Source organism: Shewanella sp. SP2S2-4 (assembly GCF_031932025.1).
Taxonomy (GTDB): domain Bacteria; phylum Pseudomonadota; class Gammaproteobacteria; order Enterobacterales; family Shewanellaceae; genus Shewanella; species Shewanella baltica.
Genome location: NZ_JAUOER010000018.1, coordinates 62,260 through 78,526, shown reverse-complemented (window position 1 = coordinate 78,526; position 16,267 = coordinate 62,260). Strand labels below are relative to the sequence as shown.

Annotated in this window: 17 protein-coding genes; 12 read left to right on the top strand and 5 right to left on the bottom strand. The window is 47.8% G+C overall.

Annotated features, from left to right (window positions below; genetic code table 11):
• Window positions 1-5: 5 nt before the first annotated feature.
• A complete protein-coding gene (gene clpA, locus Q4Q54_RS14815) occupies window positions 6-2,273 on the top strand; it encodes an ATP-dependent Clp protease ATP-binding subunit ClpA (protein ID WP_311988821.1) in 2,268 nt (755 codons plus the stop codon).
• Between the two features lie 116 nt (window positions 2,274-2,389).
• Here clpA and infA read toward each other — a convergent pair whose 3' ends face one another.
• The 3 genes from infA to aat all read right to left on the bottom strand — a co-directional run bounded on the left by infA (window position 2,390) and on the right by aat (window position 4,101).
• Window positions 2,390-2,608 (bottom strand): translation initiation factor IF-1, encoded by a 219-nt coding sequence (gene infA / locus Q4Q54_RS14810; RefSeq protein WP_006081934.1) that lies wholly within the window; start codon window positions 2,606-2,608, stop codon window positions 2,390-2,392.
• 82 nt (window positions 2,609-2,690) lie between these two features.
• Window positions 2,691-3,401 (bottom strand): arginyltransferase, encoded by a 711-nt coding sequence (locus tag Q4Q54_RS14805; protein ID WP_071939369.1) that lies wholly within the window; start codon window positions 3,399-3,401, stop codon window positions 2,691-2,693.
• Window positions 3,388-4,101, bottom strand: coding sequence for a leucyl/phenylalanyl-tRNA--protein transferase (gene aat / locus Q4Q54_RS14800; RefSeq protein WP_259561226.1), 714 nt, complete (start codon window positions 4,099-4,101; stop codon window positions 3,388-3,390). The genes Q4Q54_RS14805 and aat overlap by 14 nt, the downstream gene beginning before the upstream one ends.
• 54 nt (window positions 4,102-4,155) lie before the next feature.
• Here aat and Q4Q54_RS14795 point away from each other — a divergent pair, with 54 nt between their 5' ends.
• Together Q4Q54_RS14795 and Q4Q54_RS14790 are read left to right on the top strand one after the other, a co-directional pair.
• The gene (locus Q4Q54_RS14795; RefSeq protein WP_006081931.1) at window positions 4,156-4,626 is read left to right on the top strand and encodes a glycine zipper 2TM domain-containing protein; all 471 of its coding nucleotides are present in this window, start codon (window positions 4,156-4,158) and stop codon (window positions 4,624-4,626) included.
• Window positions 4,627-4,696: 70 nt separating this feature from the next.
• Window positions 4,697-5,449: a Nif3-like dinuclear metal center hexameric protein gene (locus tag Q4Q54_RS14790; protein ID WP_311988820.1), complete on the top strand. Its 753-nt coding sequence runs from the start codon at window positions 4,697-4,699 to the stop codon at window positions 5,447-5,449.
• A gap of 158 nt (window positions 5,450-5,607) precedes the next feature.
• On the opposite strand, the gene Q4Q54_RS14785 is transcribed toward Q4Q54_RS14790, so the two are convergent.
• Both Q4Q54_RS14785 and metG read right to left on the bottom strand, forming a co-directional pair.
• Window positions 5,608-6,564, bottom strand: a complete 957-nt coding sequence (locus tag Q4Q54_RS14785) for an AEC family transporter (RefSeq protein ID WP_311988819.1) — start codon at window positions 6,562-6,564, stop codon at window positions 5,608-5,610.
• Between the two features lie 294 nt (window positions 6,565-6,858).
• Window positions 6,859-8,928, bottom strand: a complete 2,070-nt coding sequence (metG, locus tag Q4Q54_RS14780) for a methionine--tRNA ligase (RefSeq protein ID WP_311988818.1) — start codon at window positions 8,926-8,928, stop codon at window positions 6,859-6,861.
• A gap of 160 nt (window positions 8,929-9,088) precedes the next feature.
• On the opposite strand from metG, the gene apbC reads away from it, so the two are divergent.
• The 9 genes from apbC (at window position 9,089) to Q4Q54_RS14735 (ending at window position 16,233) form a co-directional block, all read left to right on the top strand.
• Window positions 9,089-10,204, top strand: coding sequence for an iron-sulfur cluster carrier protein ApbC (gene apbC / locus Q4Q54_RS14775; RefSeq protein ID WP_259580799.1), 1,116 nt, complete (start codon window positions 9,089-9,091; stop codon window positions 10,202-10,204).
• Window positions 10,205-10,215: 11 nt separating this feature from the next.
• On the top strand, window positions 10,216-10,854 hold the full coding sequence (gene udk, locus Q4Q54_RS14770) for a uridine kinase (RefSeq protein WP_011846994.1): 639 nt from the start codon (window positions 10,216-10,218) through the stop codon (window positions 10,852-10,854).
• Window positions 10,855-10,885: 31 nt separating this feature from the next.
• On the top strand, window positions 10,886-11,467 hold the full coding sequence (dcd, locus tag Q4Q54_RS14765) for a dCTP deaminase (protein WP_006081925.1): 582 nt from the start codon (window positions 10,886-10,888) through the stop codon (window positions 11,465-11,467).
• 5 nt (window positions 11,468-11,472) lie between these two features.
• Window positions 11,473-12,282, top strand: a complete 810-nt coding sequence (pabC, locus tag Q4Q54_RS14760; protein WP_311988817.1) for an aminodeoxychorismate lyase — start codon at window positions 11,473-11,475, stop codon at window positions 12,280-12,282.
• Window positions 12,279-13,316 (top strand): endolytic transglycosylase MltG, encoded by a 1,038-nt coding sequence (mltG, locus tag Q4Q54_RS14755; RefSeq protein WP_311988816.1) that lies wholly within the window; start codon window positions 12,279-12,281, stop codon window positions 13,314-13,316. The genes pabC and mltG overlap by 4 nt, the downstream gene beginning before the upstream one ends.
• 22 nt (window positions 13,317-13,338) lie before the next feature.
• Complete coding sequence (gene tmk, locus Q4Q54_RS14750; protein ID WP_006081922.1) at window positions 13,339-13,965, top strand: dTMP kinase; 627 nt, start codon at window positions 13,339-13,341, stop codon at window positions 13,963-13,965.
• The gene (gene holB / locus Q4Q54_RS14745; protein WP_311988815.1) at window positions 13,959-14,915 is read left to right on the top strand and encodes a DNA polymerase III subunit delta'; all 957 of its coding nucleotides are present in this window, start codon (window positions 13,959-13,961) and stop codon (window positions 14,913-14,915) included. Before tmk ends, holB begins: the two co-directional genes overlap by 7 nt.
• Before the next feature lie 6 nt (window positions 14,916-14,921).
• Complete coding sequence (locus Q4Q54_RS14740) at window positions 14,922-15,248, top strand: PilZ domain-containing protein (protein ID WP_006081920.1); 327 nt, start codon at window positions 14,922-14,924, stop codon at window positions 15,246-15,248.
• A gap of 196 nt (window positions 15,249-15,444) precedes the next feature.
• Complete coding sequence (locus tag Q4Q54_RS14735) at window positions 15,445-16,233, top strand: YchF/TatD family DNA exonuclease (RefSeq protein ID WP_311988814.1); 789 nt, start codon at window positions 15,445-15,447, stop codon at window positions 16,231-16,233.
• Window positions 16,234-16,267: the final 34 nt, after the last annotated feature.

Sequence of the window (16,267 nt, the reverse complement as noted above, 5' to 3'; positions counted from 1 at the left end):
TGCTTATGCTGAACAAAGACCTGGAAGTCACCTTAAATCTGGCGTTTCAGCAAGCCAGAGACGCGCGTCACGAGTATATGACAGTGGAACATCTGTTATTAGCTCTGATCGACAATCCTGCGGCTCAAGAAGCGTTAATCGCCTGTGGAGCGAATCTAGATAAACTCAGAGATGAAGTGGCAAGCTTTATCCAACAAACAACCCCAATCATTGCCGATATTGATGATGACAAAGAAACTCAGCCAACGCTGGGGTTCCAACGAGTGCTGCAACGTGCAGTATTCCATGTGCAGTCATCGGGTCGCAATGAAGTAAACGGCGCTAACGTGTTAGTCGCCATTTTCAGTGAGCAAGAATCCCAAGCCGTGTATTTACTGCGCCGCTGCGATATTAGTCGCCTAGACGTTGTGAATTTTATTTCCCATGGTTTCGCTAAAAACGATGATGCTGAGTCACATCAAGATCAAGAACGGGTTGAAGATCAAGGCGAAAGCAGCGAAGAGCGCAGCATGTTGTCGCAATTTGCGTCCAACTTAAATCAACTTGCTAAGCAAGGGATCATCGACCCACTGATTGGTCGTGACCAAGAAATTGAGCGCGCGATTCAAACCCTGTGCCGTCGGCGTAAAAATAATCCACTGTTAGTGGGTGAGGCGGGCGTAGGTAAAACGGCGATTGCCGAAGGGCTGGCGTATCGCATCGTCAATAAACAAGTGCCCGATGTGATGCTTGAAGCCACAGTGTATTCCTTGGATTTAGGTTCACTGCTGGCGGGAACTAAGTATCGTGGCGACTTTGAAAAACGCTTTAAGAGCCTGTTAAAAGAACTGGCGGCGGATAAGCATGCCATCCTATTCATCGATGAGATCCACACCATTATCGGTGCGGGCGCGGCCTCTGGCGGCGTAATGGATGCCTCTAATCTACTGAAACCTTTGCTATCTAGCGGCAACTTGCGTTGCATGGGTTCGACTACTTTCCAAGAATATCAAAGTATTTTTGAGAAAGACCGCGCACTTGCACGTCGTTTCCAAAAGGTGGATATCAATGAGCCTTCAGTGGAAGAAACCACTAAGATTTTGATGGGACTTAAGTCTAAATACGAAGAATATCATGGGGTTCGTTATACACAGGCTGCGATCAGCAGCGCTGCGGTATTATCGGCCAAGCACATCAATGACAGACATTTACCCGATAAAGCCATCGATGTGATCGATGAAGCGGGTGCACGTATGGTGATGTTGCCTATGAGCAAACGTAAAAAGACCATAGGCCAAGCCGAGATTGAGTCGATAGTGGCGAAAATGGCGCGTATCCCTGAGAAGTCGGTATCCGCCACTGATAAGGACTTACTGCGTAATCTTGAGCGTAACCTTAAGATGGTGGTCTTTGGTCAAGACAAGGCCATTGAGAGTCTGAGTTCGGCCATTCGCTTATCGCGCAGTGGCTTAGGCACAGACAGAAAACCTGTAGGTAGCTTCTTATTCGCGGGTCCCACCGGTGTGGGTAAAACCGAAGTCACTAACCAACTGGCCAACTGTTTAGGAATGAAACTGGTGCGCTTTGACATGTCTGAGTACATGGAAAGCCATACCGTGTCACGCTTGATTGGTGCGCCTCCTGGATATGTGGGTTATGACCAAGGTGGCTTGCTCACCGATGCTGTGATTAAAAATCCGCACTGCGTGGTGCTACTGGATGAAATCGAGAAGGCCCACCGCGATGTCTATAACTTGCTGTTGCAGGTGATGGATCACGGTACTTTGACCGACAATAATGGTCGTAAGGCTGACTTCAGACACGTGACTTTGGTGATGACAACGAACGCGGGTGTTCAGGAGACTATTCGTAAGTCGATTGGCTTTACCCAACAAGATCACACCCAAGATGCGTTATCTGAAATTAATCGGGTATTTTCGCCAGAATTTCGAAATCGTCTCGATTCCATCATTTGGTTCAACCATTTGGATATGACGATTATCGCCAAAGTGGTCGATAAATTCTTGGTGGAATTGCAGGCTCAATTGGATGCAAAACACGTTACTTTGGAAGTCAGCGACGAAGCCAGAACCTTGTTGGCCGAGAAAGGCTACGACAAGAACATGGGCGCGCGTCCAATGGCTCGGGTCGTGACCGAATTGATCAAACGTCCATTGGCAGACGAGATCTTATTTGGTGTCTTAGAGTCAGGCGGAGTGGCGCATGTGGATGTGAAGGAGGGCGAGCTTGTCATTCGTACCGAACGTCACGAAAAAGCGACAACAAAAGCTTAACGCTTGATTATCCATTAGTTTTAGACATAAAAATGGCTGCAATTGCAGCCATTTTTTTCATCTTTCGCAAACAAAAAAACCCGGCCTTGCCGGGTTTTTAAATCTAAGAGGCTATATCAGCGTGCGCGGAAGACAATGCGACCTTTGGTCAGATCATAAGGAGTCAGCTGGACGGTAACTTTATCGCCAGTAAGGATCCGGATGTAGTTTTTGCGCATTTTGCCTGAAATGTGGGCTATCACCACATGACCATTTTCAAGCTCTACACGAAACATTGTGTTTGGCAAGGTTTCAAGGATAGTGCCTTGCATTTCAATGTTGTCTTCTTTCGCCATTAATTAATTATCCCATTAGCCTTCGAATATAAAAAACGGGCGTATCATGCCCCAAATTCACCCTGCTGTAAAGGGGAAGTACTTAGCAAACTTGGGAATACTCCCAGCCCGTCGGTGTGAGGATTTGATATGGGCGATATAAACGCTTGTAGGACATCTTACGGTTTTCATCTATTTGATATCCGAGATAAACAAATTCTTTGTCCATGAGTTTTGCCAATCGGCACTGAATTAAAATTAACAGGGCGCCGAGGGAACGCTGTTCTTCGTCGGGGTCAAAATAGCTGTAAATCGCCGACAGACTATTGGGTAAGGTATCTGTGACCGCGACGGCTAATAATTTATCGCCGTTATAGACCTCGATAAACGTCGGCGGCAACCAATGGCAAAAAAGAAAGTGATTATATTGATCTTCACTCGGGGGAAACATAGGGCCGTCAAAATGTCGCTCACGAATGTAATTTTCATACAGGGCATATTGTTCGGCGGTTTGTTCCGATGTAATTCGCCAGGTCAGATCTTGGTTTTTGGCTAAGGTGCGTTTTTGGCGTTTCGATGGCACAAATTCATGCGCTGGCACACGAATAGGCTGGCACGCGCTGCACCTTGGGCAACGGGGTTTATAGATGGAGCCGCCACTGCGGCGAAAACCCACCGCGAGTAAACGCTCAAATAAAATGGGATCGAGCGTATCTTCTTGGATGACAAGTAGCTGCTCCTGCTGGCCATCGAGGTAGCTGCAGGGAAATATTTGACTGATACCGATAGCGATCGATGCTTTACTCGAGTTCAAGGATGACCTCTTTAGTGGTCCAAGTCGCTGGGTCCACGGGATTGTTTCTCAGTTCGCTCAGTAACGTTATAAAATCAATACGTTTAATGGCTTTCGCTCCCAAACTTTCTAGGTGAGGATTCATCACTTGTGCATCGATGAGTTTGAATCCCATTTTGAGTAAATGCTGTTGCAGCGCTGCAACGGCGGCCTTGGACGCATTAGTTTTACGGTGAAACATGGATTCGCCGCAAAACACTTGGCCGATTGCTAAGCCGTAAAGCCCACCAATTAAACGTTCGCCTTCCCAGACTTCAATGGAATGGGCGTGACCTGTGTGATGCAGTTCGCGATAGGCCATTTGAATTTCTTGGGTGATCCAAGTGCCGCTCTGTTTTTCTCTTGGCTGCGCACATCCCGCCATCACATCGGTGAAAGCGTGATTGATTGTGATCCGCCAAGGTTGTTTTTTTAAGTATTTCCGCAAACTTGTGCTGATGTGTACGTCACCGGGAATAAACACGGCACGGGGATCGGGCGACCACCACAAAATAGGATCATCTGAGTTAAACCAAGGAAAAATACCGTTGTAGTAAGCCGAGAGTAAGCGTTCAGGACGTAAGTCGCCGCCGATAGCCAATAACCCATTAGGATCGGTTAAGGCGAGTTCGGGTGAAGGAAAAGCTTCAAATTCGTGATTCAGAAAAGACAGTGACTTCACAATTGAGTATGATTTAGTTATAGACCTTATTATTAAGTTAGCGGAAATTCAGATATGTGGAAACCTACTCTAGCAAGCTTTATGTTTATTTTTGCGTTTATCCTCAGCCCCGCGAGTGCGGGTTATGACCGTAATCAAGCCGTGCCAGTTGAGAAAGTGCTCTATGGCGATATCACTTCGGTACGTAATATCACTGAAACCCAGCTGATTGAAGACCGTAATCGAGGTTGGAAAACCTTTGGTGGCGCCTTAGCGGGTGGGGTGATTGGTAATCAGTTTGGTGGCGGTTCTGGCCGTGATGTGGCGACCATTTTAGGCGCCTTGATTGGTGGCGGAATCGGTAATCGTTATGGCAGTGGCACGAGCGTGCAGTCATTGAAGCTGGTGGAATTGATGATCAATCAAGAAGATGGCACCCAAGTTATGGTGATCCAAGACTATGATGCTGGCATGGTATTCAATGCGGGTGACAGAGTGCGTGTCGTCTATCTGCAAGGTGGTGTGCGTGTTGATGTCGCGATGTAAGCGACTGTCTTATCTTGAATAAGTCGTCATCTTCAGTAAATGATCATCTCGAGTAAAGGACGGTAAAGCAATGACACGGACAGAATTAACCCAATATTTAGCCGATTTTTTACATGTATCGGCGTTTAAAGATTACGCGCCCAATGGGCTGCAGGTAGAAGGCAAGGATGAGATCCGCACCATAGTGACGGGCGTGACTGCGTGTCAGGCTTTGATCGATGAAGCGATTCGCTTAAACGCCGATGCGATTTTGGTCCATCACGGCTTTTTTTGGAAGAATGAGCCTGAAGTGATCACTGGCATGAAACAACGCCGGATTAAGGCACTGCTCGAGCATGATATTAATTTATTTGGCTATCATTTGCCCTTAGATGCCCACCCAATGCTGGGTAATAACGCGACCTTAGGCAGGCAACTTGGGATCGTCGACGCAGAAGCCATCGAAGAGGTGGCTCAGGGGCTGCTGTGGCGTGGAAAACTTGATCTTGCAGTTAGTGCTAGCGAATTTTCTCACACCCTTGAGGATGCGTTAGGCAGAGCCCCACTGCATATAGGTGATGGCGATGCCAAGATCCAACATTTAGCTTGGTGTACTGGCGGCGCGCAGGATTATATCGATGTTGCGGCGAGTTTAGGTGTGGATGCGTTTATCAGTGGTGAAGTGTCCGAACGCACTTTCCACAGTGCGGTGGAGCAGGGCATACATTATTTTGCGGCTGGGCACCATGCGACCGAACGTTTTGGGATTCAAGCCTTAGGCCGTCATCTCGCCCGCGAGTTTGATCTCTTGCACCATTTTGTGGATATCACTAATCCGGTCTAATCCATTAATTAAGCGGCTTATGGTGACTATCTAACCGTTTATCCCTAAACGAAAGGCGAGCATGGCTCGCCTTTTTGCTGTGAGTTATGGTGACTTATCAGCACTCAAACTTGTTCCTCTAGCTGATTTAGCAATCAGCTCTTAGCCTTTAGCAGCAGCTAGATCAGCTCCAAAGTGGACAATACAAAGATGCCTAAGGTGCACGTGATTAACGAGCAGACTGTGGTCAGCGCGATAATATTGGCCGCAAGGGGCGCATTGCCACCCATGGCGCGTGCCATCATATAGCTTGCGGCTGCGGTGGGAGCAGAACTCATTAAAAAGACCAGCGCTAACTCAATCCCTCGATAGCCCAACAGCAAGGCCCCAAGCGTGATAAAAAGCGGGGCAAAGATCAGTTTCAATGCGGTCGAGAACCAAGTTGAATGCTTTTCATGTTTGAGTGAACCAATATCGAGCGAACCGCCAGTGCACAGTAACGCTAGTGGCAGGGTCATATTGGCAAAATATTGGCCCGCATCGAGCACCATTTTCGGTATTGGAATAGCAAGTAAATAGAACAACATACCGACCAAAATGGCAATGATCAGCGGGTTTTTGGTAATGGTCTTGATAATCACGCCAAATGCGCGTTGGCTGGATTCTTCGCCTTTAGGGCTGAGGCAAATAACCGCTTGAATATTGTAGAGCAGCGTCATCGAGGCGACATAAACCGCAGCTAAAGCAACACCAGAACTGCCGTAGGCGTTGGAAACATAAGCTAAGCCGATAATCGCGGTATTGGCCCTGAATCCCCCTTGAATGATCACGCCTTGGTCTTTGTGCTTTGGAAATAGTCGTCCAGTTGCATAGGTGGATAGTATAAAAAACAGCAGATTGGCCGCTAACCCATAGCCAATTAAGGGCGCACTGGAGGCGAGATCGTGATTGGAGCTAATAATGCTAAGGAACAGTAAGGCTGGCAGCGTCACGTTAAAGACTAATTTTGATGCGACATCAATAAAGTTTTCATTGATAATTTGGGTGCGTTTTAGGATCACACCGAGCGCTAACATCAAACAGATTGGACCCGTAATCGAGGCAGAAAACAGCAACTGCTCAACGATATTTCCCATAACTACTCCTCGAATGATTCACTGAACATTGCGTCGATTTTAGACCTGTCACAGATATGGATATCACACTGCAGCGAATGTCTTGTCGATAGAAATACGAGCATTAACTCGATCTCTGAAACCTGTCACTTAAAGCAGTCACTTAAACCTGTCAGCTAAACCTAGTGGCGTAAACTCAGTCTTTTAAAAGACGAATTGACACTCGGCGCCACGAATTGGCTAACAGTCAAAACCAACAAATAAGGCCACATAAAATGCGGCCTTATTGATTTTTCGAGCGTTATCTAGCGCAGATTACTTAACACGCATACCAGGCTGTGCGCCTTCATGGGGTTCTAAAATCCACAGGTCGCTACCACCAGGGCCAGCGGCCAACACCATGCCTTCGGACATGCCAAAACGCATCTTACGTGGCGCTAAGTTCGCCACCATCACCGTCAACTTGCCTTCGAGATCTTCTGGCGAATAAGCCGATTTGATCCCGGCAAACACTTGGCGTGTTTCACCACCGATGTCGAGTTGTAACTTGAGTAATTTGTCAGCGTCAGCAACATGTTCAGCTTTAACGATGCGAGCGATACGCAGGTCGATTTTAGCAAAATCATCAAAGTTGATGGTCTCACTGATAGGATCGTTAACCAGTGGCTCACTACTCACCGATGAAGCTTTAGCGGTTTTTTCAGGCGCAGCCGTCTTTGGCGCATCGGCCGTGACTTGCAGGTTATCCTTGGAATCAGCAACCATGGCATTGACTTTATCCAGCTCAACACGTTGCATCATTGCCTTGAATGGGGCGATTTCATGACCCGCTAAATCTTGGCTCAATGCATCCCAAGTGAGTGGCAATTGGAAGAAGGCTTCTACATCTTGGGCTAAACGTGGCAATACAGGTTTTAGATACGTCACGAGAATACGGAACAGATTCAAGGCGTTTGAACACACTTGATGGGCTGCTTCCTGTTGATCGTCATGTTTAACCATTTGCCAAGGCGCAGCATCGGCTACAAACCCGTTGGCGATGTCCGCTAATGCCATGATTTCACGCATCGCTTTGCCGTATTCGCGCGACTCGTAAAAATCGGCAATCACGTCTTGCTTGGCTAAAAACGCCTCAGTCAGGGTGGTGTCGTTAATTTTCGCGAGCTTGCCATCGAAGCGTTTAGTGATAAAACCTGCGGTGCGCGAGGCTAAGTTCACTAGTTTACCGACTAAATCTGAGTTCACGCGCTGGGCGAAATCTTCCAGATTTAAATCTAAATCGTCGATACGGCTACTGAGTTTGGCGGCGTAGTAGTAACGTAAATATTCAGGATCTAAATGATCTAAATAGGTACGCGCCTTAATGAACGTACCTTTCGATTTAGACATCTTCGCGCCATTGACCGTCACATAACCGTGGGCATAGACGCTGTTTGGCTGACGATAACCTGAGCCGTGCAGCATGGCTGGCCAGAAGAGGCTATGGAAGTAAACGATGTCTTTACCGATGAAGTGATAAACCTCAGCAGTAGAATCTTTGCCCCAGAATTCATCGAAGCTCAGCTCAGGACGTTTTGCACACAGGTTTTTGAATGAACCCATATAGCCGATAGGCGCATCTAACCACACGTAGAAATACTTGCCCGGTGCATCGGGAATTTCGAAACCAAAATACGGTGCATCACGGGTGATGTCCCATTGCTGCAGACCTTGCTCAAACCATTCGTCGAGTTTATTGGCCATTTCGACTTGCAGTGCGCCAGAGCGAGTCCACTCTTTTAGCATGCCTTCGAAGGCGGGCAGGTCGAAGAAAAAGTGCTCAGTGTCTTTCATCACTGGCGTTGCACCCGATACCGCTGATTTTGGATTGATCAGTTCAGTTGGGCTGTAAGTCGCGCCGCAAGAATCACAGTTATCGCCATATTGATCAGGTGACTTACACTTAGGGCAAGTGCCTTTTACGAAGCGGTCGGGTAGGAACATGGATTTTTCAGGATCGAATAACTGAGAAATGCTCTTGCTCTTGATGTAGCCGTTATCCCTTAGCTTGAGATAAATATCGCTCGCCATGAGGCGGTTTTCTTCGCTGTGAGTGCTGTGATAGTTATCGAAGGCGACATTAAAATCGGCAAAATCCTGCTGATGTTCTTTGTTCACTTGGGCGATCATATCTTCAGGCGCTATGCCTAATTGCTGGGCTTTAAGCATGATCGGCGTGCCATGGGCGTCATCGGCACAAATATAGTGGCACTCATGTCCACGAAGTTTTTGATAACGCGACCAGATATCTGTCTGGATGTATTCCAACATGTGACCTAAATGTATCGGTCCGTTTGCGTAGGGAAGTGCGCTGGTCACGAGAATTTTACGTTGTGAAGTTGCCATCTTGTCTCAAATATCGTGGTGGGCCAAAAATATTGGTAGAGATACTAACCGATTACAGGATGATTTTCATCAAAAGCTGAGCCGATTGAGCTAAATCTGCGCTAATGTTTTCTGCATTATCTGGTACACTTGGGCAAATTTATTGGTGGGGGTAATTCTTTTGTCTTCAACTCAAACTGATTATCGTCTAAATGACGATCTTCTCGGGCCAGTTCTGGCTATTCTCGATTCATTTATTGACCCATATCTCGCGAAAGGGTTAGTGAGCGCAGGATGCGTAAATAAACTGGCGTTGGAAGGTAAGCGTTTGCAGCTTGGCTTAGTCTATCCATACCCTTGCATGACCCAGTATCGCGACACTGTGATGGCGTTGACCAACAAGTTGGCCGTGCTCGATGCTATCGATGAAGTCGAATGTGAAATCGATTTTCAACCTAAAGCCTATTCAGCGTTATCTTCTATCGCACCTATTGCCAATGTGAAGCAAGTGATTGCCGTTGCCTCAGGTAAGGGCGGCGTGGGTAAATCAACCACAGCGGTGAACTTAGCCTTGGCCTTAGCGGCTGAAGGCGCGCAGGTGGGTATTCTCGATGCGGATATTTACGGCCCGTCAGTGCCTATGATGCTAGGTATTCCTAATTTCAGACCGCTTTCCCCCGATGGCAAACATATGACCGCCGCCAGTGCCCATGGTATTGCTGCGCAATCGATTGGGTTTATGCTCAGCGGTGATGAAGCCGCCGTGTGGCGCGGCCCAATGGCAGCGGGGGCGCTAGCGCAACTACTCAATGAAACCCAATGGCCAGAACTGGATTATTTAGTCGTCGATATGCCGCCGGGTACGGGTGATATTCAATTAACTCTGTCGCAAAAAGTGCCGGTGAGTGGCGCTGTTATCGTCACTACGCCGCAGGATATCGCGCTGGCGGATGCCAAGAAGGGCATCAATATGTTCCAGAAAGTGAACATTCCTGTGCTGGGTATCGTCGAAAACATGAGTTTCCATTTATGTCCCGAGTGTGGCCATAAAGAACATCCATTTGGAACACACGGTGGCAGTAAAATCGCCGAGCGTTATCAAGTTCCACTGTTAGGCGCCTTGCCGCTGCACATCAATATCCGTGAAGCCATGGATAACGGTGCGCCGACGGTCGTTGCCGAACCAGACAGTGAAGTAGCCGCACTTTATCGGGAAATTGCCCGTAAAGTGGGCGCAGAATTGGCTTTAAAGCAAAGCCAGAAAACAGTTTCTATTAGTGTTTCAGATGACGAGTAAGGTTTAAGGGTATGAATTCTCAGCAGTGTGTCATTATTGCAATTGCTGGCGCGTCAGCATCGGGCAAAAGTTTAATTGCCAAAACGATTTTTGACGAATTACGCCGCGATTTAGGCACAGATCAAATTGGGGTAATTAATGAAGACGCGTACTATCGCGATCAGAGTCATTTATCCATGGATGAACGGGTATTAACGAATTACGATCATCCTAAAGCGTTGGACCATCAACTGTTGTGCACCCATTTACAGTTGCTTAAGTCTGGCGAAGCTGTTGATATCCCTTGTTATAGCTACACAGAGCACACTCGTACAGCAGAAACTCTGACGATGACACCGAAAAAGGTGATCATTTTAGAAGGTATCTTACTGCTGACCGATCCTAAGTTACGTGCGTTGATGGACGCGAGTGTGTTTATGGACACGCCGCTGGACATTTGTTTCCTACGTCGCTTAACCCGTGATGTGGCGGAACGCGGCCGTACGATGGAATCTGTGATTTCTCAGTACAAAAAAACCGTGCGTCCTATGTTCTTACAGTTTATCGAACCGTCGAAACAATACGCCGATATTATCGTTCCCCGTGGCGGTAAGAATCGTATTGCGACCGATATTTTAAAGACTCGTATCCAACATTTACTGGCAAAATAACGACATAAAAACTCAAGGAGTAATAGGCAAGATGCGCTTAACCGATATCGAAATTGAACAGGCCCTTGATAACGGCACTATCGTAATAGAACCTCGCCCAGGTATAGAAGCTATTTCAGGCGTCAGTGTTGATGTGCGCTTAGGTGGACAGTTTCGCGTCTTTAAAGATCATACTGCGCCTTATATCGACTTGAGTGGTCCAAGCGTCGAGATGCAAGCTGCGCTCGATCGGGTGATGAGTGAAATTATCGAAATCCCTGATGGCGAAGCGTTTTTCTTGCATCCTGGCGAATTGGCTTTGGCTGTGACTTACGAGAGCGTAACTTTACCCGCCGATATCGTCGGTTGGCTCGATGGTCGTTCATCATTGGCGCGTTTAGGCCTGATGGTGCACGTGACGGCGCACCGTATCGATCCGGGTTGGCAGGGTAAAATCGTGCTCGAGTTCTATAACAGCGGCAAGTTACCTTTGGCCCTGCGTCCTCGTATGACCATAGGCGCGCTTAACTTTGAACGCTTAAATCATGCGGTTGCACGTCCTTATAACACCCGTAAGAGTGCCAAGTACAAAGATCAGCAAGAAGCGGTGGCTAGCCGTATCAGTCAGGACTAACACACGTGTTTTGGGTGAATGGCGCATCGCAGGCGAGTATCGACCCTTCCGATCGAGGGCTTGCCTACGGTGATGGCCTGTTCGCGACTATGCGGACAGGCGCTGAGGGGATTTTATTTTTAGAGGCCCATCAAGCTCGTTTAACCGCAGGCGCCGCAAGGCTTGGGTTTCAATGGCAAATGAGTGAAGCACTGCAACAGCAGCTTTATGCCTTAGCCATTGAATATCCTCATCATTGTATTAAGTTAATCGTTACCCGTGGTGTCGGTGGCCGTGGTTACACACCACCAGAAACAGTTAATCCGACCGAAATTGTCTCAGTTCATGCTATCCCAAGCCATTATGCAAAGTGGCAGCACGCGGGCATTTGCCTTAAAACCTCGTCGGTACGCTTAGGTTTGCAGCCCTTGTTGGCTGGGATGAAGCATTTAAATCGACTCGAACAAGTGTTGATTAAATCCCACCCTTTATCTCAGGGGTTTGATGACTGGTTAGTTAACGATATCGAAGACAATGTGATTGAATCTTCGATGGCGAATGTGTTTTTTATCAAAGGCAATCGCGTTATAACCCCTTCACTAACCCAGTGCGGCGTGGCGGGTGTGATGCGCGAACAGGTTATGTTAGCCTTGCTTGAACAGAACATGAATATCGAATGTTTGCCCGTTGGCGCCGAGCGTTTAATTGAATTTGACTCGGCGTTTATCACTAACAGCGTTTTAGGAATTGTGGATGTACTGGCGATAGACTCGCTCAAGTTCAGCCGTGCTCCGATTACCGCGCAACTTAGACAGACACTTTCACTTACCCTATGAAAAAACTCATTCTTATCGGCAGTTCAACCCTGTTGACCTTGCTGACATTAGTCTGTTTGGGCGCCTTTTGGGGCTATCAAACCGTCATTGAATACAGTCAAACGCCGCTGAGTCTCAGCGAGCCTAAAGAGCTGACCGTTGAACGCGGTACCAGTGTCAACCAACTTGCGCAGCAACTTGCCGACGATGGCGTGATTCAAGACACGTGGAAACTCAAGTGGTTACTTAAGTTCCGCCCTGAGCTTGCTAAGATCCGCTCGGGCCTTTACGAAATTTCACCTTCACAAACCATTACCGATTTGCTGAATGATTTGATTGCCGGGAAAGTGAAAACCTTCAGTTTGACCTTAGTTGAAGGCAAAACCATCGTTGAATGGGAACAACAACTTGCCAGCGCGCCGCATTTACAGATGTCACCAGAGGTGTTTGCCGCTGTCTTGATGGCGCAGGGCGATGACTCAGGTTTGCCAGAGGGTAAATTCTTCCCCGACACCTATCATTATACCGCCGAGGCGGATGTTAAAGTCCTGCTGACTCAAAGCTATAAGATGATGGAGCAAGAGCTTGCTAAAGCGTGGGCGGAACGGGCACCAAATCTGCCGTTAAAATCCCCCTATGAAATGCTGATTTTGGCATCGATAGTTGAAAAGGAAACCGGCCAAGCCCATGAGCGCGACCAAATTGCCGGCGTATTTGTTAATCGTCTTAATCAAGGCATGCGTCTACAAACCGACCCGACGGTTATTTATGGCATGGGCGAACGCTATAAGGGCAATATCACCCGTAAAGATTTAGTCGAAGAGACGCCTTTTAACACTTACCGTATTTTTGGATTACCGCCGACGCCGATTGCAGCACCGAGTAAAGCCTCACTGATGGCCGTGTCTAAACCTGCTAGTGTGAGTTATCTCTATTTCGTGTCACGCAACGATGGTACCCATGTGTTTTCAAGCACACTTGAAGCACACAACCAAGCTGTAGATGTGTATCAGCGTAAGAAAAAACCGGCGACGCCAGAAAAATCACCAAAGTAAAAATGCAGAGAAAGAAAATCCAATGTCAGTTTTTGCAAAATTTATCGTTATTGAAGGTTTAGAAGGCGCGGGTAAGTCGAGTGCGATTAACCTTATTCGCGACTTTATTGAAAAACATACGGGTAAAGCGCCGATCTGCACCCGCGAGCCGGGTGGCACGCCACTGGCCGAGCGTATCCGTGATTTGGTCAAAATTGCCGATGCGACCGATCCCCTGTGTGACGAGGCCGAGTGTTTACTCATCTACGCCGCCAGAGCCCAGTTGGTTGCCAATGTCATTAAACCCGCGCTTGCGCAGGGTCAATGGGTATTGGGTGACAGACACAATTTATCGTCATTGGCCTATCAAGGTGGTGGCAGGGGCTTAATGCCGTTAGTGGAGGCGGTGAGCACTGCCACCCTTAAAGGCTTTAAACCCGATCTCACCTTGTACTTAGATTTAGATCCCAAGCTTGGGCTAACCCGCGCGGCTAAACGCGGTGAGCTTGATAGAATCGAGCAACAAGCGATTGATTTCTTTGAACGGGCTCGCGCGACTTACCTTAAACTTGCCAGCGAAGATGACAGCATAGTGGTTATCGATGCGAGTCAAACCATGGCCGAAGTGCATAAAGATATCTTAGCCGTACTACAGGCGATGGCATGGTAGCCGAGTCAGGGTTTACGGCTGCGCAATTGCCTTGGCTCGAAGGGCCAAGACAGGCATTTTTAGCGCAACTCACGCGGCAAAAAATGCCCCATGCGCAACTTGTCGGCATTGATTCAGCCTATGGTGGTGAGCTGCTGAGTGTGTTCATGGCGCGTGCGGCCATGTGTTTGCAGCCAACACCGGCGGGGGCCTGCGGTTTTTGTAAGTCTTGTCAGCTCTTTGATGCGGGCAATCATCCCGATTTTTACCATATTGCTGCCGATGGCAATCAAATTAAAGTCGATCAAATTCGTGAGCTTTGCACACGTCTGACGGCCACAGCCCAGCAAAGCGGTATGCGAGTGGCGATTATTCATCATAGCGAGCGGCTTAACTCCGCTGCCGCCAACGCACTCCTTAAAACCCTTGAAGAGCCTGGTAAAGACACTTTACTGATATTGCAGTCGGATACGCCTGCACGTCTAATGGCGACGGTCAGCAGCCGCTGCCAACGCATTCCCTTCGTTGTGCCAAGTCGAGAGATCATCAAAAACTGGTTAGCGCAGCAATGTGATATCCAAGAGGATGTTACTTGGTGCCTGAGCGTGGTGGGTGGACCGCTAAAGTTGGCAGAGAGCTTGCAATCTGAAGGTGGTCAACAGAGCCGTTATCAATCCTTGTTACAGTTTCGCAAAGATTGGGCCCAAAGTTTGTCGTCTGGTCATCTGTGTGCTAGTTTGTTAACTATAAGTGAACAACAAATAATTGATGTTATTAAGGTTTTATACCTGCTTATACGACAAGTGTTACTGAAAAATAGCCACCAAGATGCGTTTATCCATGCGCAGCTCGGGAACTTGGCGGCCAAGATCATGGGAATGTGTCATAGCTTAAGTACAATGCCGAGCGTCAATTATCTGGCCTTGTGTCAAAGTTATGTCTTAGAATATAGAGAGATAACAAATAAGTAATATGCCATGGTAGATCTCGTCGTTAATTTTGATACCTTACATCAGCTATATCGTGCCTATATGCCTTTTATTAAGCCGGCAGGATTATTCATAGCCACCAGTGAAGGCCATTACCTTGGCCAGCCGCTGACGATTGCGTATCGCTTACCGGGCGCGACCATAACGAATGAATTTCGCGGTGTCGTGGTATGGATCAATCCCTTAGGTGCTTCGGGCGGCCGTCCTGTAGGCATTGGCATTAAAATTGTTTCTGAGCCCGATAGCCATAAACACCACATCGAAAAATTACTGTCGCGCGAACTGGCCTCCGGCGATCTAACCTGCACTATGTAAGTTGGCTCGCATTATTGCTCTGGTTTGAACGTTAATTAGGTTTAAACGCTCTGATTTAAGCGTTACTCTCGTTTAACTGTTCTAGTTTTAACATTGGCCCACACTCTAAACTGATACTTCGCCTCCGTGGAATTTGACCTCGATCCCTTGGCTGGGTATCCTTGTCGTCCTTTTGTTATTCAGCTTGGAAATCCCTGTGCTTATTGATTCACACTGCCATCTCGATCGCCTTAAAGCGGCGCCTGATCAACAAACCCTAGAACATGTTCTGGCCAGCGCGAAAACCCGTGGCGTGGACTATATGCTATGCGTCAACGTGCGCCAGCAGGGATTTGAATCGATGCGAGATAAAGTAGCAGCCTTCGATCAGGTATTTTTATCATCGGGCGTGCATCCATTAGACGTTAAAGAAGGGCTTGATGTTGAGCAAATCCGTCGCTTTGCCACCGATCCTAAAGTGGTCGCGATTGGTGAAACTGGCCTAGATTATTTTTATGCCGACGAAACTAAATTGCTGCAACAACAATGTTTTGAGCAGCAGATCGCCCTTGCGGTCGAAGTGAATAAACCTTTGATTGTCCATACCCGTGATGCACGTGAAGACACGATCACTATGCTTAAGCAGGGCAACGCGGATAAAGTCGGCGGCGTACTGCATTGCTTTACCGAGAACTGGGAAATGGCGAAAGCGGCGATTGATCTTGGTTTTTACATTTCAGTATCAGGCATAGTCACCTTTAAAAATGCCGGTGAACTTCGCACTGTTATCCGTAAAGTGCCACAGGATCGCCTGTTGGTTGAAACGGACTCGCCCTATTTAGCACCTATTCCACACCGTGGACAAGAAAACCAGCCCGCCTATGTGCGTGATGTGGCTGAGTTTGTGGCCGAGCTTAGAGGTGAGCGCTACGAGGATCTTGCTGAGTACACGAGTAATAACTTCTTTAATTTATTCAAAGATGCGGCGCGTTTAGTCGGCCGTTAGCCTCAAGTGCTTTGACCCATGTTATGCGATTGCG